The organism is Mycobacterium sp. E3339, from assembly GCF_001666915.1.
Lineage (GTDB): Bacteria > Actinomycetota > Actinomycetes > Mycobacteriales > Mycobacteriaceae > Mycobacterium.
In genome coordinates this window covers 8909-29945 of record NZ_LZIZ01000081.1, presented here as the reverse complement: position 1 = coordinate 29945, position 21037 = coordinate 8909, and the positions used below count along the sequence as shown (strand labels likewise).

Here is a 21037-nt window from a genome sequence, read left to right as displayed (position 1 = left end):
TCACGTTACGGCGGCGCTACGGCTACGCCGCGTCAGCGGCGCTTGATCGATTCCTGGAGGCTCTTGGGCCGGATGTCGGTCCAGTTCTTCTCGATGTACTCCAGGCACTCCTCGCGGCTGGCCTCGCCGTGCACCACCCGCCACCCCGCCGGCTTGTCGGCGAAGCTCGGCCACAGGCTGTGCTGGTCCTCGTCGTTGACGAGGACGAAGAAGGTGCCGTTCTCGTCATCGAAGGGGTTGATGCTCATCGCGTCTCCTTGTCGTGTGCTTGGGCGCCCCCATTAAGCCCCCAGTGGTTCCTAGTACCCGGTCGGACAGCAATCCCAAGCAGCTGAGGTTCGGAAACCCCGGCCCCTGCGTCAGCCCGGACAGGTTGGGCAGGAACAGCTTGGGCGTGACGTCGCTGACCGCCAGGTCATAGCCGATCGCTTCCTGCAGGCTATCGGCCGTCAGCGGGCCGCCCAGGCCGAGCTCCAGCAGGTCGAGCACGTCCTGGCCGAACAAGGACGTGAACCACAGCGCATCGGCCCCCGATCCGTCGATGACCAGATCGAAACCGTGCACCGTCTCGAGGTTCTCGCTGCCGCGGTTGGTGGACAGGGTGAGCCGGATCTGCCCGTCGCGGCCCACGGCGTGGGCCACCCGGCCCCGCAGGTGCCGGATGCGGTCGTCGGCCAGCAGGGCTTCCTGCACGTTGGCCGAGAACACGCCGCGGTCGGTGCGGGCGAGCGCGTCGCGGCGTTCGGCCAGCGTCAGGGCGGTCCAGTCGGTGGGGTCGGAGAACAGCGAGTTCTCGAAGAAGCTCTCCCCCCGGGTGAACAGCGTCACCTGCGGCGAAATGACGGTGATGGTCGAAACCCGGTGCCGGAACAGCTCATTGAGCATCGACGCCGCCGTCTCACCGCCGCCGATGACGGCCACCCGTTCGGCGGTGATCCGGTCGTGGCCCGCGGCGCGGTCCCAGAACTGGGCGATCGACAGCATGCGCGGATTGCCGGGCAGCAGCGACTTCTCGGCCTGGCCGGGCCCGGTGATCATCAGGGCGTCGGCCGCCACGGTGGTCTCGTGGGTGTGCAGCGCCCACTTCTCGCCGTTGACGGCCAGCCGCTCCACCTCGCCGCGCACCACGTCGAGGCCCAGGTGGTCGGCCACCCAACCCAGGTACTGGCTCCATTTGCGATGGGTGGGCGCCGGTCGGCCGCGGTCGATCCATTCGGCGAACGACGCCGTGGCGATCAGGTAGGACTGCCAGCTGTAGCGGGTCATCCGTTCGTCGAGTTCGGCGTTGCGGCGCGGGACCAGCGCCGAGCGGTAGGGGAATCCCACGTCCTTCTCCGGGCTGGTGCCCAGCCGGTGCGCCCCGTCGGTCCAACCGCCGCTGGCCTGCCAGTTGGCCGCGACGCCGATGCGTTCGACCGCGATCACCTCGGGGGCGTCGACGCCCATGTCGCGCAGCACGGACGCCTTGGCGGCGACGGCCACCGCCTTGGCGCCCGCGCCCAGGATCGCAAGTGTGCTCATGTCACCATCTCCCGCAGCGATTCGATCCAAAGGTGTTGCAGTTCGGCCAGATCGGCCTCGCCGAGGATGTCGGGCAGCGCGCGCCACTGCGCGGCCAGCACCCGCTGGCCGTCGAACGTCAGCATGGCGGCCACGATGGTGAGCTCGTGGCGCACCGCCAGCTCCGGTTCCGGTTGCGGCGACACCCCGGCGAGCAGTTCACGTTCCAGCGTCAGCGCGGCGCCGCCGCCGGCGTGGGCGGCGCCGAGGTAGTTCAGCAAAAGTTGCGGCGCCGGCAACGGGGCGAGGCGTTCGGCGGTGTCGGCGCGCAGGTAGCGCAGCAACCCGTAGTCCAGCCCGTCACCCGGGATGGCCGCCAGCTGCTCGCCCACGGCTCGCGGGTCGGCCGAGCGCACCCGCATCGGGTAGATGGAACTCAGCAGCCCGACGGTGTCACCGGTGTCGATGCCGTGCGCGCCCGACCCGTCGACCAGAGCGTCTGCGCGCCCGTGTGTTTCGAGCGCCAGCAGGGGCGGCGGCGTGGCCTGGTTGCGGGAGCGCCGCCACCGCGTCACCGTCGCCGCGGTGGCGGCGATCAGCAGGTGCGGCAACGGCAGCCCGGAGTCCAGCAGCCGGCGGGTGATGTCGGCATCGGTGGCGATCATCCGGACGTTCAGATCGCGGGCGCGGTCACGGGCCGGATCGACCCGTCGCGCGCCGAGGTCCGGGTCGTCGCCGTCGGACTGGGCGGCCCAGAATTGCACCGTGTCCAGCCCGCGGGCGCGCTCGACGAGCGCACCGGCCCAGCGCCGGTAGCTGGTGTGCTCGCGGATCGGTGCCGGCGAGCGGCCGGCGACCAAAGCCGTTAGGGCGGCGTCCAATTCGCCGAGGACCACCCGCCACGACGCCGGATCCATCGCGAGCACGTGGGCGGTCAGCAACAGGACGCTTCGCCCGGTCGGCGGGCGGAGCCACGTCGCGGCAAGCAGCGCTCCGCGCTGCGGATCGAGGCGGTCCACGGCCCGCGCGACGTGTTCGGGCACCGCCGCGTGCAGGTCGTCCGTCACGGCCACCTCGGTGAGGATCTCGGCGGGTTGCGCCGGAACCAGGGTCATCGCGGCGCGGTCCAGTCGCGTGCGCAGCACCTCGTGACCGTCCACGATGCTGGCGAGCGCGGTGTCGAGTTGCTCGCGGCTGACGTCGGCGGGCAGCCGGATGGCTTCGGTCTGCGCCAGCCGCCGCGGCTCGCCGTGTTCGTAAAGCCAACGACCGTTGGGCAGCACCGGCATGGACTCGGCGCTGCGCTCGACATCGCTTGTGGCGATGAGGGTTTCGGCATCGATGGCCCCCGCCAGCTCCCGGATGTTGGCACACTCGAGGATGAGCCGGGCGCGCAGGGCGATCCCCCGCGCCCGGGCCGCCTGCACCACCGACAGCGCCACGATGCTGTCCAGGCCCAGCTGCAGGAAATCGGCGGCCACGTCGACTCGCGGCTGAGCCAGCAGCTCCGACAGCAGTTCGGCCAGCGCGGCTTCGGTGGGAGTCTCGGGTTCGGCGCCGCCGGTATCCGCCTCGGCGACGTCGAACGCGCTCAGCGCGGCCTCGTCCAGCTTGCCGTTGACGGTCAGCGGGATTTCGTCGACCGCGACGATGCGCTGCGGGATCATGTAGCGCGGCAACCGCGATGCCAGCATGCCGCGCAGTTGCGCCGCCGACGGCGGGTGCGGCGCGGCGTCGGACGCGACCACGTAGGCGGTCAGCCGCGCGCCCGAGGGCCCGCGGCGGACCAGCACGCCCGCGCGCCACACGCCGGGGTGTGATTCGAGCGCGGCCGCGATCTCGCCCGGTTCGACGCGGTAACCGCGGATCTTCACCTGGGCGTCCGCGCGGCCCACGTACTGCAGCGAACCGTCCGGGCCGCGACGTACCAAATCGCCTGTGCGGTACATCCGTTCACCGGGCGCGAAGGGGTCGGCGGTGAAGCGGTGGCCGGTCTCCGCGGGACGGCCGAGATACCCGCGGGCCAGCTGGGCGCCGGCCAGATACAGCTCGCCGGTGGCGCCGAACGGCACGGGACGCAGCGCGGAGTCCAGCACGTAACCGCGGGTGTGCTGGGTCGGCCGCCCGATCGACGGCTCGTCGTGCTCCGGGATCGCGGCGACGATGGCCTCAACGGTGGTTTCGGTGGGCCCGTAGCAGTTGTAGGCCGTCATCCCCGCGCGTGCGCACTCGGCGCGGATCAGCTCCCACGCCGGTTTGCCGAGCGGTTCCCCACCCAGCGCCAGCACGGCGAGCGGGACGGTGCTGAGCAAACCGCACGCGGCGAGTTGGGCAAACATCGACGGGGTGGTGTCGATCATGTCGATGCCGTGCTCGGCGATCGTCGCGACCAGCGCCTCGGCGTCGGTCTGGGTGTGTTCGTCCACGATGTGCACCGCGTGGCCGTCGAGCAGCGCGACCAGCGGCTGCCAGGCGGCGTCGAACGCGAACGACCATGCGTGCGCGACACGCAGTGGTCGGCCCAGTCGGGCGGCCGCCGGTCGCAGCACGGCGGCCAGGTGGTCGTCGGCGTAGGCGCCCACCGCCGCGTGAGTTCCGATGACGCCCTTGGGTTCTCCCGTCGTCCCCGACGTGAAGACGACATACGCCGCCTGCCCGGGTGCCACGCCGGCCGGGCGAAAGTCGCCGTCGGCGGGTTCGCCGGTCGCCAGCCAGTCGTCGTCGATCACGATCGACGCGCCGGTCTGCCGCAGGATGGAGTCCACCCGTTGCGGGGGCGTCGCGGGTTCCATCGGGACGCACGCGCCGCCGGCTTTGAGCACGGCGAGCATCGCGGCGACGTACTGCGGGCCGCGGGAAAGCCGAATACCGACCGGGGTTTCGGGCCGCACGCCGTGTCGGGCGAGCCGGGCGGCCAGCCCGTCGGTGCGGGCATCCAGCTCGCGGTAGGTCAGCGTGCCGCCGGCCCAGTTGACCGCCGGGCGGTCCGGGGTCCTGCGGGCGACTTCGGCGAATCGGGCGTGGATCCCGACGGGCGGCGCCGGGAGCGCTCCGGCCGCGCGCGGCGGGACGACCTCGTCCTGGAAGAGGACGCTGACGTCGCGCAGCGGGCGCTCCCAGTCGCGCAGCAGGCGCTCGGCCGTGGTCAGGACCCGCCGCCCGAAGGCGGCCGCGGGGGTGGCGCCCAGCGCACCCTCGATGACCTCGATGAGCACCACCAGTTCGCCGGCTTCCATGTGGGCGGCGATGGTGATCGGGAAGTGCGACAACGTTTGCAGCGCGGAGGGCCGGAAAGTCGCACCGGCGGCGGTCAATTCGGTTGAGGCCGTGAGCCCGTCCAGCGGGAAGTTCTCGTAAACCAGCAGGGTGTCGAACATCTCGCCGACCCCGCCCAGCGCCCGCAGCTGCGCGTGCCCGAGGTAACCGTGTTCGCGCAGCAGCGCGGCGCTGCGCTGCACCGCCCGGCATTGTTCACCGGCCGCCGCGGCGGGGTCGAGCCGCACCCGCAGGGGGACGGTGTTGATGAAGAGGCCGATCATGGTCTCCACGCCGGTCAGTTCGGGCGGCCTGCCGGATACCGTGACCCCGAAAACCACGTCGTCGGTGTCGGTCAGCCGGGACAACACCACCGCCCACGCCATCTGCATCAGGGTGTTGACGGTGATGCCGCGGGACCGGCTCTCCTCGACCAACCGCGCGGTGTCCTCGGCGGGCATCCGCAGTTCGGTGGTCCGGGGCAGCCCGGACCGCCCGCCCTCGCTGGAGCCGAGCGCGGCGGACAACAGGGTGGGGCCGGGCAGGCCCGCCAGGTGCTGACACCAGATCTGTTGACTGGCCTGCGGATCCCGGCTCGACAGCCAGCCGATGTAGTCGCGGTACGGCCGCGGGGCGGCCCGCAGCGCCGCCACGTCGCCGCCCGCCTGATACAACGTCATCATCTCATTGACGAACACCGGCAACGACCAGCCGTCGATCACGATGTGATGGGCGGTGAGCACCAATCGCCATCGCGCATCGGGCAATTCGATGAGCAGGAAGCGGATGGCCGGCCCGCGTTCCAGGTCGAACGGCCGTCGGCGTTCGCCGGCCTCGAGTGCCCGCACATCCTCGGGCGCGGCGGCGACCGTGCGCCAGGGCAGGTCGACCCTCGACGGCACGATCTGCACGGGGCGTGCGATGCCCCGGCTGAAGAAGCTGGCCCGCAGGTTGGGGTGGCGCGCCAACATCTTTGCCGCGCAGCCCCGTAACAGCGCGACGTCCAGCGCGCCGGAAACGTCGGCGGCCATGCCGATCACGTACGGGTCATCGGCCTCCCCGTCGCGGAATTCGGCGAGCGTGGTCAGCGAGTACAAGCCCTCTTGCAGCGGGCTCAGCGCCATCACGTCCTCGATGTCGGGCGCGACATCTTCGGTCGTCGTCATGGCGTCCCGTCCCGCGACGACGACCACAGCTGCGTCACGGCCGCCAAATCGTCGGCCGACAGCCCGGACGCGGTCATCGGCGCGAAGCGGGTGTCGGCCGGCTCGTCGAACGAACCCGCATCAATGTCCTTGTCGCCTAGGGCGTCGACGGCCGCGGCCAGCTGCCGCACGGTCGGGTTCTCGAAGATCATCCGGGGGCTGATCGCCAGTCCGACGGCCCGCGCCCGCGCGGCCAGCTGAACCGACAGGATGCTGTCGCCGCCGAGGGCGAAGAAGTCGTCGGACCGCCCCACCTCGGGAGTCGAGAGCAACTCGGCGAACACCTTGGCCAGCGCCCGTTCGGTGTCGGTGCGCGACGGTTCGGCCTGCCCACCGGTGCTGACCGCCGGCCGTGGCAGCCCGGGCCGGTTCAGCTTGCCGGACTCCGTCTTGGGCAGCGCGTCGAGCACGGTCAGCGACGAGGGCATCATGTAGCCGGGCAGCAGGGTGGCGATCGCGGCGCGCACCTCGGCCGCGAACGCCGCCTTATCACCGTCGTCGACGACGGGACGTTGGGGCACAACGTATCCCGCCAGGGAGGTGCCGCCGTGCACTTCCCAGGTGCGCGCCGCCGCGGCGGCGACGCCGTCAGCCCCCGCCAGCGCGGCCTCCACCTCGGCCAGCTCGACGCGGAAACCGCGCACCTGCACCTGGTGGTCGGAGCGCCCGACGAACTCGAGCAGGCCGTCCTCGGTCCACCGGGCCAGGTCGCCGCTGCGATACAGGCGCGAACCGGGCCGGCGGGCATACGGATTGGCCACGAACCGGGATGCGGTCAGCGCCGGCCGCCGCCAGTACCCCCGGGCCAGCTGGTCGCCCGCGTAATACAGCTCGCCCACCACTCCGACGGGAACCGGCCGCAAGCCGTCGTCGAGCAGGTAGGCGTCCGCACCCGGAACGGGCCTGCCGACAAGCGGATTCGGCGGCGCGAGCCGCCCGCGGGACACCGCACCGGAGGTTTCGGTCGAACCGATGTTGTTCAACAGCTCGACGTCGGCACCGGCGCACACCGACACCAGCCGCCGCAGCAGCGAGGCGCTCACCGGCTCCCCGCCGCACACCAGCCGGGACAGCGCTCGCAGCGCCTCGGGCCGGCTGTCGACCAGCGCCGAGACCAGGCTCGGCACGGCGGTCACCTGGGCGACCGAATGCCGGATCATCAAGTCCCCGAGGGCTTCCGGGTCACGGTGTTCGGCGTCGTCGGCGAGGATCATGGTGGCGCCGGCCGCCAATCCGGCCAGCATCTCCATCCCGCCCTCGAGGAACGTGATCGAGGCCTGGGCCAATCGGACGTCGTCGGTCCGCGGCGGGTAGTGCCGCAGCTGCCAGTCCAGCCGGGAGGCCATCGACCGATGGGTGCCGACCGCCCCCTTCGGCTTGCCGGTGGAGCCCGACGTGAAGACCAGGTACATCGGGTCGTCCGGGTGCGGCAGCGGCAGCCAGGCCGCCCGGGGATCGACTTCCCCGTTCTCGATCGCGGCCCGCACCCGCGGGTCGTCCAGTGAGATGACGGCGACGCCGGCGACGTCGGGCATGCCGTCGAGCGCTTCGGCCGTGGCCAGCACCACCGGCGGCGCGACGTCGTCAAGCATGAACTGCTTGCGCGCCGGCGGGTAGCCGGGGTCGATGGGGAAGTAACCGGCGCCGGCCTTCATGATGGCGACCAGCGCCACCACGAGGTCGATGCTCCGCCGGGTCGAGAGCCCGACCAGCGTCCCGGGCCCCACGCCGTGGCCTGCGAGCAGGGCCGCCAGGTTGTCCGAACGGCGGTGCAGCGCAGGGTAATCGATGCGCTCACCGCCGCATCGCACCGCGATCCGGTCGGGCCCCAGGCTTCGGCTGGGCCGCAGCAATTCTCCGATGGTGCGCGGCCGGTCGTGCGGCGGCAACTCGCCCCGGCTCCAGTCCTGCAGCATGCGCCGCCGGTCTTCGGCGCCGATCAGCTGCACGTCCCGCAACGTCTGATCCACGTCGGTGGCAAACTCGGTGACCACCCGGGTCAGCCAGCCGGCCAGGCGCTCGATGGTGGTCCTACTGTAGAGCTCGGTGCGGAAGATCAGGTTGCCGTTGTAGCCGATGCCCGCCGAGGTGCCGGTGCCGTCGGTGCCGAAGAAGTTGACGCTGAGATCCGCGTGCGCCATGTCGAACACGGGGTCGAGCGAGGTGCACACGGTGTCCTGCCCGCCGTCGGGGGCCTGCTCGATCACTCGCGTGGCGGGCAGGTGGTCGCGGACGTGCACTACGACCTGGAACAGCGGATTGCGCGACAGCGAGCGCACCGGGCTGACGCTGTCGACCACCCGGTCGAAGGGCAGATCCTGGTGCGCGTAGGCGGCCAACGCCGTCTCGCGGGCGCGGGTCAGCAGTTCACGCAGGGTCGGGTTACCGGTCAGGTCGTTGCGCAACACCAGGATGTTGACGAAAAACCCGATCAGTTGGTCCAATTCGGACTCGGGGCGTCCGGCAACCGGGGTGCCCAGCGGGATGTCGAGGCCGCCGCCCGCCTTGTGCAGCACCACGGCGACAGCGGTTTGCAGCAGCATGAATTCGGTGATGCCCAACTCGCGGCACAACTCGGCGAGTTTGGCGCGGGTGGCCGCGTCGATGCGGAAGTCGACCGATTCGCCCTCCCCGGTGGGGACGGGCTGGCGCGGGAAGTCCGGCCGCAGCCCGGTGTCCTCCGGCAGACCGGCCAGCTGCCGATTCCAGTACTCCCGCTGCTCCGCGGCGATGCTGGATTCCTGACCGGCCGCGTCGCCCAGGAACGCGCCCTGCCAGGCCGCGTAATCGGCGTACTGCACCCGAAGCGGCGCCCACGCCGGGGCCTCCCCCGCCCGGCGGGCCCGGTACGCGGTCATCACGTCGGCGAACAGCACCCCCGCCGACCAGTGGTCGGAGGCGATGTGATGGATCACGAGTGACAGCACGTGGTCCGCGGCGTCAGCGTCGGTGCGCAACAACGCGATTCGCACCGGCAGCTCACGGTCCAGCTCGAAGCAGTGCTGGCGCTCGACGTCCAGCTGCTCCCGCAGCCAGGCGTCGTCGGGCCCGGTCGCCCGGCGCACCGGAACCTCGCCGGCGGGGCCGACCACCTGGTAAGGCACGCCGTCCAGCTCCACATACGAGGTGCGCAGGATCTCGTGACGGGCGACGACGTCGCCGACGGCGGCGATCAGCGCGTCGATGTCCCACGGCCCGCTCAGCTTCGCGGCGAAGGGAATGTTGTTGACCCAGCTGGGCCCGTCGATGCGATAGGCGAACCAGCTGCGCAGCTGCGACGCCGACAGGGGCAACGGCTGGTCGTGCGCGGTCGCGATCAGCTTGGGCCGCGCCTGCCTGGGCTCCCCGGAACTCAGCCGATCGACCCGCTCCGCCAACAGGCCCACCGTGGCGAGCTCGAAGACTTCCCGGATGCCCAACTCCACGCCGCACTCCGAGCGGATCGCGGTCACGAGTTTGGTGGCCACCAGCGAGTGACCGCCCAGGTCGAAGAACGAGTCGTCGACGCCCACCCGGTCGTGACCGAGCAGCGTGGAAAACAGTGCGGCGATGCGGCGTTCGGTGACGGTGGTGGGGTCGCGGTATTCGGTGACGGCCGTGATCTGCGGTTGGGGCAGTGCGGCGCGGTCGATCTTGCCGTGCGCCGTGATCGGGATCTCCTCGAGCGGCACGTAAGCCGCCGGCGTCATGTAGTCCGGCAGCGCAGCCGCCACCCGCGCGCGAATGCGTTCCACGTCAACGGTTTCCGGGCCGCCGCCCGGGGCGGGCGTCACGTATCCGACCAGGCTCTTGCCCAGCCGGGGTAGGTCCATGGCCAGCACGACGGCTTGTCCGACGCTCGGGTCGACCGAGATGGCGGCGGCGACCTCGCCCAGCTCGATGCGGAAGCCGCGGATCTTGACCTGTTCGTCGGCGCGCCCGACGAATTCGATGTCCCCGTCGGCGTTGCGGCGGGCGAGGTCGCCGGAGCGATACAACCGGGCGCCCGGCGTGAACGGGTCGGCGACGAACCGCTCGGCCGTCAATGCGGGCCGGCGGTGGTATCCGTGCGCGACATGCGTTCCACCGATGTAGATTTCGCCGATCACGCCGGCGGGGACGGGCCGCAGCGCGTTGTCGAGCAGATACACCTGCGTGTTGATCTTCGGGCGTCCTATGGGCACCACCCGGGTGCCCTGGGCCCCCTCCACCGGGAAGCTGGTGCAGTTGACGACGGTCTCGGTCGGTCCGTAGAAGTTGTACAGCAGCGCGTCGAAGGTGGCGTGGAACTTGTCGGCGATCTCGCCCGGCAGGGCCTCGCCGCCGATGGGCACGCGCCGCAGGGTGCGCCACTGGCTGACGCCGGGCAGCGACAGGAACAGGCCCAGCAGCGACGGCACGAAATGCATCGAGGTGATGCCTTCGCGGCTCAGCAGGTCGGTCAGGTAGCCGATGTCGCGCAGCCCGTCGGGGCGCGGGATCACCAGCCTGGCGCCCATGATCAATGTGCCGAAGATCTCGCCCATGGACACGTCGAAGCTCGGCGAGGCGACCTGCAGCAGCCGGTCGGTTTCGTCCACGTGGTACTCCTCGCCGAACCAGACGAAGTACTCGGCGATCGGCTTGTGCGGCACCGGAACACCCTTGGGCAGGCCGGTCGAACCGGAGGTGTAGATCAGGTAGGCCGTGTTGTCGGGGCTCAGCGGGCGGAGCAGTTCGGCCGGCGCCGTGGCCGGGTACCGCGACAGCCCGGTGACCGGCTCGCGCAGCACCAGTTTGGCGTCGGCGTCGCCCAGGATGAAGGTCAGGCGATCCTCGGGGTAGGTGGGGTCGACCGGCAGGTAGACCGCTCCGGCCTTGAGCACGCCCAGCGCGGTGATGACCAATTCGGGTGACTTGTCCAGCAGCACCGCCACGCGGTCCTCGGTGCCGATTCCCCGCTCGATCAGCCAGTGCGCCAGGCGGTTCGACTCTTCGTCGATCTCGCGGTAGGTGTACTCGCGGCCCTCGTAGACGACGGCGATGGCGTCGGGCGAGCGCGCCGCCCGGCGGGTGACCAGCGCGGGCAGGGTGGCGGCCGGGGTTTCGAACGCCGCCCCGGTCGCGGCCCAGCGCAACCACTCGGCGTCGTCGGCGTCCATCAGCGCGCAGGCCGACAGCGCTGCATCGGGGTCGGTCAGCGCGCTATCCAGCAATACGCCGTAGTGCCGGAGCAGCTGCTCCACCAGCCGCTGATCAAGCACCTCGACCAGGTATTCGGCCTCGACGGACCCGCCGCCGGCCGAGCGGTCCAGCTCGATCATGAAACTCAATGGCAGCTGGTTGAATTGACCGCGCAACTCACCGCGCTCGCACCGCACGCCGGGCGGGCAGAAGCCGGCGCCGTCGGGCTCTCGCTGCCCGAAGCTCACCCTCGTCATCCGGTCGGCGCCGTGGCGACGATCGGGATTGGACTCGCGCACCAGCCAGTCCAGGTCGGCGCGCGAGTGGGCGAAGGCGCCAACCGCGCTGTCGCGGGTTTGGGCCAGTAGCTCCCGGAATGTTTGGTGGGGCTGCGGCCGCAGCCGGATCACCACGGTGTTTCCGTAGTAGCCTATGGCGGATTCGCTCCCGACGCCGCGGTTGAGCACGGGGGCGGCGACCAGGAAGTCCGTTGACTGGGTGTAGCGGTGGACCAGCGCGGCGAAGGCGGCCATCAGCACCATGTACGGGGTGGCGCCGGTCTCGCGCGCCAGCGCCGCGGCCTTGTCGACGGTGGCCGCCGCCAACCGCGTGGTGGCGCGCTGGGCACGCCAGGTGCTTGGCACCACCGACCCGTTGGGTCCCGGAAGCTCAAGCGGCTCGGGCAGATTCGCCATCAGGGGCCGCCAATATTCGAAGTCCGCGCCGGGATCGGCCGCTTCGTCCGGCGCGGGTGCGGTTATGGCGGGGAGAGCGCCGAGGTCGTCGGTGTATGCGCGGGTGAGGTCGGTGAAAAACGGTGTCCACGAGGCGTCGTCCCAGGCGATGTGGTGAGCCGTGATCAACAGCATCAGCTCGTCGCCCGACAAGCGCGCCGCCGTGACCCGCAGCGGGGAGTCCTTGGCGAGGTCGAAGGGCCGGCGGAAGTCCCGTTGCGCCAGCACGTCCAGCCGCAACCGCCGGGCTTGCTCGGTCAACTCCGACAGATCGTGTTCGGCCCACTCGGGCCGCAACTCCTCGCGGACAACCGGATACGGGTCGCCGTCCGGGCCGGTGGCATAGGTGGTGTGCAGCACCTGGTGCCGCGCGGCCACGGCGTCGACCGCGCGCCGCAATCGCTGGAGGTCGACCACCCCGGTGGCCCGGTAGGACACACAGACGTTGAGCAGCGCGCTGTCCGGGTCCACCGACTGCACGAACCACATCCGGTGCTGGCCGACGGACATGCGCGGTTGGTCTTTGGCGGCCACGGGCGCCTCGGCGGCCGGTCTGGCCAGTCCGCGCTCGGCGATCTTGCGGCGCAACAGTTCCAGGCGCTCGTCGTCGAGACGGGCGCCGGTTCGGGTGGTGTCCGTCACGCGGGGAGTCCAACCTTTCTCGGTTCGGGGGTGTCGAGTGGCGCGTCCGGTCGCGGCCCGTCACCGGGGTCGACGCGCAACGCGTCGATCAGTTCGTCGAGGGTGATGCCGCCGAGCATGCGCGCGACTGGGACCGACCTTCCGACCGTCCGACGCAGCCGCTTGCGCAGGTCGAGCGCGAGCAACGAGTCCACGCCGAGGTCGATGAGCGGTGCGCTCGGGTCGATCGTGACCGCCTCCCCCAGGTGCAGTGTCGCGGCCAGTTCGGCGCGCACCACCTCACCGAGCGGCTTGGCCGCGCCGTCCTCGTCCGCGGCGGCGGCCCCGGCGGTGGTGAACGGCATTGGCATGCCCTGGCTTTCGAAGAAGACCGCAAGCCGGTCGAAGTCCGCGCGGAAGATCAGCGGATCGCCGTCGTAGCGGCGCAGGCCGGCCTCGATCGCCGGCTCGGGCGCCATCGCGATCAGGCCGGAGCGTTCGGTGCGGGTGATCTCGTCGCCCGTCACCACGCCGGCGGCCTGCCACAGGCCCCACCGGATCGCCGCGCAGTCGCGGCCCGCGCCGCGCAGCCGGGCGACCAAGACGTCGAGCATGCGGTTGGATGCGGCGTACGCCGCGTGCGCGTGGCCACCCCATACCCCGAACACCGACGAGCAGGCCAGGATTCGGCAATCCGGCCGCAGCGGCCACATCTCCGCCAGCGCCGCCAGGCCACGCACCTTCGCGGCGCAGACCGCGGCGACGTCGGCGCCGGTGAGTTCGGCGCGCGTGCGGGCCTCGGCGATGCCGGCGGTATGGATCACCAGAGACGCGCCGGGGTGCCCGGCGGCTGCGTCGGCCAGCGCGGCCGGGTCGGTGATATCGCACCGCGGGGCGCGCACGTCGACGTCGTGGCCGTCGGTAAGCCGGCGCAGTGTGGGCTCGTCGATGCCGTTGCGGCTCAACAGCGTCACGGTCCGCGCCCCGCGTTCGATGCAGTATCGGGCGTACTGCAAGCCGATCGCCCCGCTGCCGCCGGTGATCACCACGTCGTCCAGCGCGGCCGCGTCGAGGGGGCGCGCGGTCCCCGAGTCGCGGCACTCCCGCAAGGTTCGCACGTAGCGTCGCGGCGAACCATTGCCCCGCAACGCCACCTCGGCCACCTCGCCGAGCAACGCCTCGACCGCGGCGCGCGCCGTCGGGTCGTCGACGTCTCGCCCCGCCAGGTCGAGATGTCCGAAGGCCTGGTCGGTGAACTCGAAGCCGACGCTGCGATGCATGGCGGCCAGCGCCGCCTGCCCGGGAAGCGCCGTGGGGTCATGCCGGTCGACGGTTTCGGCGCCGGCGGTGAGCAGCCACACGGCCCGGCACCGAGGGCCGATCAGCGCGCGGTAGTCGGGTAGTCCCGCGTCCGGCCGGCGCGCGATCTGCTCGATCGCCGCGGCGGGCTCCGGCTCGTCGAATGTCGGGGCGGCCACGACCAGGATCTCGGCGTCGTTCGGTGACACCACCCGGCAGTTGTCGTGCGCCTCAACGGCGTCGATCAGCCGTTGGGCCAACGTGCCGGTCGCGCCGTGGAAGCCGATGTCGGCGCCCCCCGCCGGCGCCGATGCCGCCCGCCGCCAATGCTCGACGGCGACCGTGAGCGCCGCGGCGGGCGCGGTCTCGATCGCCGGTTCGGGCGCCGCCCAGAGGTGCACCGCCCGCATGGGCGCGTTGGGGAACCCGCGCAGGGGACGGCGGACGCCGCCCGGAATCGTGTTGGCCCATTGGCAGCCGGGATCGGCGGTTGCGACGGCGGCGATGTTGGCCGCGAGCGTGTCGGTGATGGTCGAATCGCGGTGTCCCGAGCCGACGGCCAGGGTCGTCCGCTCGTCGATGAGGTCGGCGAGCGGATACAGCAGCGCGGGATGCGCGGACAGCTCGACGAAGATGGTGGCGCCCAGCCCTTGCGCCGCCGCCACCGCGCGATCGAACCGCACGGTGTTGCAGAGGTTTTCATACCAATACTCACCGAAATCGCGGTCGCTGCCGACCTCCGCGCCGAAGGTCGACCCGACGAATCGCACCGGGCTGTCTCCGAATGCCGAGCGGGGCACCAGCTCGGCCAGCTGGTGACGCAATGGCCGTAGGACGCTGGTGTGCCCGGGATAGTCCACGGCCAGATGGTGGGTGAACACGCCGCGTTGCCTGGCCCGCCGCACCGCGGCGGCCACCGCGTCGTGGTCGCCGGACACCACCGTCGACGAGGGCCCGTTGACCGCCGAGACTTCCAGCCAGCCAACCGTTTCGCCGATCAACGACTCCGCGTCGTCGACGCCGGCGCCCAGCACCGCCATGGCGTAGTGACCGGTCAAGCGGTCGACGATGGTGGCGCGGGCCCCAACCAGGGCGACCGCGTCGGGCAGCGATATCGTTCCGGCGACGTAGGCCGCCGCGACCTCGCCGAGGCTGTGCCCCAAGGTGATTGCCGGGAGCACGCCGTGGAATCGCCATTCTTGGGCCAGGCTGACCGCGTGGGCGAACTGCGCCCCCTGGATCTCGGTGCGCGACCAGTCCCGGTCGACTTGCCCGGTCAGGTAGGGCAACGGCGACGGCAGCCCGGCGGCCAAAAACGCCCGGGCGCATCGGTCCGCCTCGGCCCGGTACGCCGGAAGCCGTTGATAGGCTTCGGCGCCCATCGATTGCCATTGGTTGCCCTGGCCGGGAAACACGAAGGCGATCCCCGGTGCGACGCCGATCGACGACCGGGTGACCAGCGGGTGCTCCGCGCCGCGGGCCAGCGCGGCCAGCCCGGCGACGAGCTCGGCGCGGTCGGCCGCCCGAACCACCGCGCGGTGCCGTCGCACCCGCCGCAGCCGCAGCAGGCTGGACGCCACCGCCGCGACATCCGCATCGGCGCCCGCGGAGTCCAGATGGTCCAGGATCGCGCGGGCGTCCTGACCGATCAGCTCCTCGGCGTGCGCGGACAGCAGCACGGGCACGCGAGCGTCGGGCAGGGGGGACGTCAGCATCACGCGACCTCGGGCAGGGAGACGATCACGTGGGCGTTGGTACCGGCGATGCCGAATGCCGACGTCGCCGCGATCCGCTGCCCACCGAACGCGGGCCACGGGGTCAGGTCCTTCGCCAGGCGCAGACCCTGGCCCTCCCAGTCGATTTCGGGACTCGGGTCCGCGGCGTGCAGGGTCGGCGGGATCGCCCCGTGCTCCGCGGAGACCAGCACCTTGGCCAGCCCGAGCGCCCCGCTGGCGGCCAAGGCGTGCCCCACGTTGGATTTCACCGAGCCCAGCAGCGCGCCGCCGCCGGGCGCCGTGTCGCCGTACGTTTGCGCCAGCGATCGCAGTTCCGTGCGGTCGCCGAGGCGGGTACCGGTGCCGTGGCCCTCGAGCATGCCGACGTCTTCGGGCCGAATCCCGGCCTGCGCCATTGCACGCCGGAACAGGCGGACCTGCGCGTCACCGCTGGGGGCGCTGAGCCCGGCGCTGCGGCCGTCCTGGTTGACGGCGGTGGCGCGGACCTCGGCGACCACCTGCCGGCCGGCGCGCAGCGCGGCCGATTTGCGTTGCAGCACAAACATCGCCGCCCCCTCGGCCCACACCGTGCCGCTGGCCTGGGCGCTGTAGGGGCGGCAGTGGCCGTCGTCGGAGAGGGCGTGTTGCTTGGAGAACTCGACGAAGAATCCCGGCGAGCCGAGCACGTTGACGCCGCCGGCCAGCGCGAGGTCGCAGTCGCCGTTCTGCACCGACCGCACGGCGACGTGGAATGCCGCCAACGCGGACGCGCACGACGAATCCACCGTCAGCGCCGGTCCGGCCAGCCCCAGCGTGTAGGCGACCCGGCCGGAGATCACGCTCAGCGCGGTCCCGGCGAGCAGGTGGCCGCTGTGCTCGGAGAAGCCGGCCATCTGCGGCCCGTATCCGGTGGCCGAGGCGCCGACGAAGCAGCCCGCGTCGTGCCCGGCCAGGTCGTCGGGGTTAATGCCGCTGTTTTCCAGCGCGCGCCAGGACACCCGAAGCACAACGCGCTGCTGGGGGTCCATGGCGACGGCCTCGCGCGGCGAGATGCCGAAGAACTCGGGGTCGAATGTCGTTGCACCCGAGAGAAATCCACCGCGGTCATGGATTTCCTTGAAGCCGCTGCGCCGCGACCCGGCGAGCAGCTCGCGGACCTGCCAACCACGGTCGGTGGGGAACGGGCCGAGGGCCTCTCGGCCCTGCGACAACAGCTCCCAGTACCCCTCGGCGGTGTCGATGCCGCCCGGCGCTTCGACGGCCATGCCGACGATCACCACCGGGTCGGCGTCGTAAGGCCGCTCAGACATCGGCGTTCACCCGTTCCGCGACGGCATCCAGGTGCTCGTCGAGATAGAAGTGTCCGCCGTCGTACAGGAACAGCTCGAAGGCGCCAGCCGTGTGGTTCTCCCACAGCCGCAACGCTTCCGGATCGACGCGGTGGTCGTCGCGCGCCCCCAGCACGCGGATGTCGGCGCTGATGCGCACGCCGGGGGCGCACTCGTAGCGGTTGACCGCCTGGTAGTCGGCACGCACCGCGGTGGTCAGCAGCTCGGCGAACTCTTCGTCGGCGAGCAGGTCGGGATCGGTGCCGCCGAGATCGGCGATGTCGGCGAGCAATCCGTCGTCGGTGGTGGGCAAGGCCGGCATCGCGGCGACGGCCGACGGCGCCGGGCCGGCCGACACCCACAGGCGCTGCACGGGGATGTCGTGGGATTCGGCGATCCTGGCGAACTCGAACGCCACGACGGCCCCCATGCTGTGCCCGAACAGCCTGAGCGGCGCGACGCTATTCCACGGGCCCGCGTCGAACAGACCCTGCGCCAGGTCGTGCACGGTGTCGGGGGCGGGGTGGCTCAGCCGGTCCGCGCGCTGCGGGTACTGCACGATGTAGGTGTCACCGCCCGCGGCCAGGGCGGTCGCCAGCGCCCGGTACCCCGCCGCGGCGGCTCCCGCGTGCGGAAACACGACGGTGGCGCCGGCGCGCCGGCTTGCGGTCGGGGCGGCGGCACGCTTGATCCACGGCGCGAATTCGGTCGGCCTGCTCAGCAGCGGTTCGGAAGTCATTGCGCCGTCCCGGGTTTCCCGGTCTGATGCGCCGCCGACAGCACCGCGTCGGTATCCAGGTGGATGACTTCCAGGTACAGCTCGGCCACCTGATCCAGCCGTGCCGCGTCCGGCTCGCGCCCGGTGAGCAATTCGGCAAGGGCCGCAACGGTTCTGCTGGCGAAGATGTCGGCGACCATGATGTTCGGGGTGTCCAGCCAGGTCCGGATCCGGCCCACGGCCTGGGTGGCGAGCACCGAATCCCCGCCCAGCGCGAAGAAGTCGTCGTCGCGCCCGACTTGATCCGCGCCGAGCAGATCGCCGAGGAGCGCGGCGAGGGCCGATTCCAGCGGCGTCGACGGGGCCCGGAAGCCGGTCCGCTCGGACAGCGAGACCGCGGCGCCCAGCTCGCGGGCGACTGCGCGACGGTCGATCTTTCCGGCGCTGGTGAACGGGATGCGCTCCAGGAGCGCGAAGTGTCGCGGAATCATGTGCGCCGGAACGAGTTCGGCCATCGACGCACGGAGAAGCTCGGCGGTCGGCGCCGCAGCGCCTGAGCTCTCCGGGCAGACCGCGGCCGCCAGGACCTCCGACCCGCCGGATCCGGGGACCAGGGCGGCCACCGCAATCGCAACCCCCGGCAGCCGCCGCATCGCGGCCTCGATCTCGCCGAGCTCGACGCGATATCCGCTGATCTTGACCCGGTGGTCCGCGCGCCCGACGAACTCGAGGGTGCCGTCGGGCCAATACCTGGCCAAATCGCCGGTGCGGTACCACGTTCGTCCCGCGTGCTCGACGAAGCGCTCCGCGGTGAGGTCGGGGCGTCCGCGGTAGCCCCGCGCGATGCCGCGACCGGACACCCACAGCTCGCCGGCGACCCAGTCGGGGCAGTCGTCGCCCGCGTCGTTGACCACGCGACAGGCGTTGTTGTCCAGCGGCACGCCGTAGGGCAGGGCGGTCCAGTCGGGCGGCAATGCGTTCGGGTCGCCGACCTCGAAAATCGTGTTGTGAACCGGGGTTTCGGTTGCACCGCCCAGGCCGGCGAAGCGAACGTCGGGCGCCTCGGCCCGCAGCCGGCGCGCCAACTCGGGGCGGACCCAGTCCCCGCCGGTCGGGATCACCCGCACCGACGACAGCCGTCCGCGGCCGACCTCGATCAGCATTTCCAGCCAGCCCGGCATGAAGTGCAGCACGGTGACCCGGTGGGCGTCGATCAGCCGGGCCCACGCGTCGGGGTCGCGGCGCTGCGCCTCGTCGACCACCACGATCGACCCGCCCGTCCGCAGGGTCACGAAGATGTCCATCACCGAGATGTCGCCTTCGAGGGTGGACAGGGCCAGGCACCGGTCCGCGGGGCCGATCTCGAAGTGCCGGGCGATGAACTCCACGGTGTTCATCGCGGCGTCGTGCGTCACCTCCACGCCCTTGGGCTCGCCGGTCGAGCCGGAGGTGAACAATACGTAGGCCAGCTGACCGGGATCGATTCTGCCCGAGCCGATGTCGGCCGGCTCGCCGCGCAGCACGTCGGCCAGCGTCAACTCCGGCACGGGCGGCGACAGCCGCTGCCCGCCGCACACCAGGGCCAGCCGCACCGCGCCGGTTTCGATGATGCGCTCCGCGCGGTCGCGCGGCTGGTCGGCGCCGATGGGCAGGTACACCGCGCCGATGCTGAGGATGCCCAGCAGCGCGGGCACCTGCTCGGCCGTCTTGGGCCCCATCACCGCGACCGTGTCGCCGGCGCCGACGCCGGCCGCGCGCAACGCGCCGGCCACCGCCCGCACCTGGTCGCGCAGCTGGGCGTAGCTGAGGTCACCGGAACCGGCGAATATTGCCGGCGCGTCGGGCCGCTGCTCGGCTTGCCGGAAGAACCCGTCGTGCAACGCTTCTCCGCTGGGCTCGGCGGTGCGGCCGTTGACCGCGTCGCGCACCGCGCGCTGCGCGTCCGGCAACGGCGACGGCCCGGGGGCGTCCCAGCTGTCGTCGGCGGAGGCCAGCCGAACCAGTTCGTCGATGTGGTAGCCGAACATCGCGTCGATGACGCCCGGGGCGAAGATGCCCTCGCGCACATCCCAATTCACCAGCACGCCGCCGTCGAACTCGGTGACCTGAGCGTCGAGCAACACCTGCGGGCCCTGGGAGATGATCCACGCGGGCGCGCCGAATTGGGTGGTGACATCGCGGCTGAACAGGTCGCCGAGCCCCAGCGCACTGGTGAAGACCACCGGCGCCAGCACCTGCGCACCCCGATGACGGCCAAGGTCCCGCAGCACGGACAACCCGGGATAGGCGGAGTGGGCGGCGGCGGTCCGCATCGCGTCCTGCACGGCCCGCGCCCGCTCTGCTGCGGTCCGCGTGCCGGTGAGGTCGACGTCGAGCAGCAGCGAGGAGGTGAAGTCGCCGACCAACGAGTCGACGTCGGTGTGCAGCGGCTGGCGCCCGAACAATGGCACGTTCAACAGGAAGCGCGAGGTGGTCGACCAGCGCGCCAGGGCATTGGCGAACGACGCGGCCAATGTCATCGCCGGGGTCAGCCCGCGGGCCTGGGCGCGCGAAAACAGGGCGTCCCGGGTCCGCGGGTCGAGCCAGTGCCAGAGCCGGGTGCTGCGCCGCGAGCGCCGGTCGCCGGTGACGGGCAGGGCCGGCGGGTCCGGCAGCTGCGGGATGCGCTGCGCCCACCACTGTCGGGCGGCGTCGCGGGCCGGTTGCGACCGGGCGTCCTCCGCCTCCACGGCGCGGCGATACTGCGGATAGGTGTAGCTCAGTGCGGGCAGCCCGTGGCCCACATACAGGGCGGCCAGGTCGGCCATCAGGGTGCGGTAACTCATGGCGTCGGCGGCCTGCATGTCCAAATCGACGTGCAAGCGCGAACGTTCGCCCGGCAGCAGTGTCAGGGCTAGCTCGAACACCGCTTCGTCGAGCTGCTGATGCGACTTGGCGTCGCGGATGGCGGCCAGCCGCTCGTCGACCCCATCGCCGTCCAGGCCGCGCAGGTCCTCGACCGCCACCGGGAACCGGCCGGCGGGCGCCGCGATGGATTGGGTGCCGTCGGGCAGGAACTGCACGCGCAGCATCGGGTGGCGCCGGGCCAGCGCCGTGGCCGCCGCGCGCAGCCGTTCGGGGTCGATCGGGCCGCCGTCGAACTCGACGTAAAGGTGCCCGGCCACCCCGCCGAGCGGCTGGTTGTCCTGGCGGCCGACCCACATGGCGTGCTGCATCGGCGCCAGCGGGAAGGGCTCTCCCGGGGTGTCCGCCGCCGGGGCTTGGTGCTCGGCGAAGTCGGCCGGCGCATCCGCGCAAACCAGCTCTGACCAGGCCTCGATCGTCGGGGTGGCGGCCAGCGTGGCGAAATCGACGGCGATTCCCCGGCGGCGCCAGCGGCCCGCGAGGGTCATCATCCGGATGGAATCCAGGCCCTGGGCGATGAGATCGGTACCGGGGTGGACGTCGTCGACGCCGAGGCCGAGCAGGTCGGCCACCTCTGCCCGGATGCCTTCCGAGCGCGCCGAGGCACGCACCACGA

At 71.7% G+C, this 21037-nt stretch carries 8 protein-coding genes; all 8 read right to left on the bottom strand.

Features of this window, described 5'->3' with window-relative positions:
• Nucleotides 1-32 precede the first annotated feature (32 nt).
• Genes A5702_RS07215 through A5702_RS07180 form a run of 8 tightly spaced genes read right to left on the bottom strand, consistent with a single transcriptional unit; the run spans nt 33 to nt 21035 of the window.
• The gene (locus A5702_RS07215; protein ID WP_055400812.1) at nt 33-248 is read right to left on the bottom strand and encodes an MbtH family protein; all 216 of its coding nucleotides are present in this window, start codon (nt 246-248) and stop codon (nt 33-35) included.
• The gene (mbtG, locus tag A5702_RS07210; RefSeq protein WP_068219503.1) at nt 226-1521 is read right to left on the bottom strand and encodes an NADPH-dependent L-lysine N(6)-monooxygenase MbtG; all 1296 of its coding nucleotides are present in this window, start codon (nt 1519-1521) and stop codon (nt 226-228) included. Before mbtG ends, A5702_RS07215 begins: the two co-directional genes overlap by 23 nt.
• Nucleotides 1518-5921 (bottom strand): non-ribosomal peptide synthetase, encoded by a 4404-nt coding sequence (locus A5702_RS07205; protein ID WP_068219579.1) that lies wholly within the window; start codon nt 5919-5921, stop codon nt 1518-1520. Before A5702_RS07205 ends, mbtG begins: the two co-directional genes overlap by 4 nt.
• Nucleotides 5918-12478, bottom strand: coding sequence for a non-ribosomal peptide synthetase (locus A5702_RS07200; RefSeq protein ID WP_068219499.1), 6561 nt, complete (start codon nt 12476-12478; stop codon nt 5918-5920). The genes A5702_RS07205 and A5702_RS07200 overlap by 4 nt, the downstream gene beginning before the upstream one ends.
• Complete coding sequence (gene mbtD / locus A5702_RS07195; protein WP_068219493.1) at nt 12475-15471, bottom strand: mycobactin polyketide synthase MbtD; 2997 nt, start codon at nt 15469-15471, stop codon at nt 12475-12477. Before mbtD ends, A5702_RS07200 begins: the two co-directional genes overlap by 4 nt.
• Nucleotides 15471-16781 (bottom strand): polyketide synthase, encoded by a 1311-nt coding sequence (locus tag A5702_RS07190; RefSeq protein WP_068219488.1) that lies wholly within the window; start codon nt 16779-16781, stop codon nt 15471-15473. Before A5702_RS07190 ends, mbtD begins: the two co-directional genes overlap by 1 nt.
• The gene (locus A5702_RS07185) at nt 16774-17538 is read right to left on the bottom strand and encodes a thioesterase II family protein (RefSeq protein ID WP_068219485.1); all 765 of its coding nucleotides are present in this window, start codon (nt 17536-17538) and stop codon (nt 16774-16776) included. The genes A5702_RS07190 and A5702_RS07185 overlap by 8 nt, the downstream gene beginning before the upstream one ends.
• Nucleotides 17535-21035 (bottom strand): non-ribosomal peptide synthetase, encoded by a 3501-nt coding sequence (locus A5702_RS07180; RefSeq protein ID WP_068219482.1) that lies wholly within the window; start codon nt 21033-21035, stop codon nt 17535-17537. The genes A5702_RS07185 and A5702_RS07180 overlap by 4 nt, the downstream gene beginning before the upstream one ends.
• Nucleotides 21036-21037 lie beyond the last annotated feature (2 nt).

What these genes read in the sequence shown, in the direction of transcription:
- A5702_RS07215 (WP_055400812.1), bottom strand. Translation starts at nt 248, where the DNA reads ATGAGCATCAACCCCTTCGATGACGAGAACGGCACCTTCTTCGTCCTC.
- mbtG (WP_068219503.1), bottom strand. Translation starts at nt 1,521, where the DNA reads ATGAGCACACTTGCGATCCTGGGCGCGGGCGCCAAGGCGGTGGCCGTC.
- A5702_RS07205 (WP_068219579.1), bottom strand. Translation starts at nt 5,921, where the DNA reads ATGACGACGACCGAAGATGTCGCGCCCGACATCGAGGACGTGATGGCG.
- mbtD (WP_068219493.1), bottom strand. Translation starts at nt 15,471, where the DNA reads ATGCTGACGTCCCCCCTGCCCGACGCTCGCGTGCCCGTGCTGCTGTCC.
- A5702_RS07190 (WP_068219488.1), bottom strand. Translation starts at nt 16,781, where the DNA reads ATGTCTGAGCGGCCTTACGACGCCGACCCGGTGGTGATCGTCGGCATG.
- A5702_RS07185 (WP_068219485.1), bottom strand. Translation starts at nt 17,538, where the DNA reads ATGACTTCCGAACCGCTGCTGAGCAGGCCGACCGAATTCGCGCCGTGG.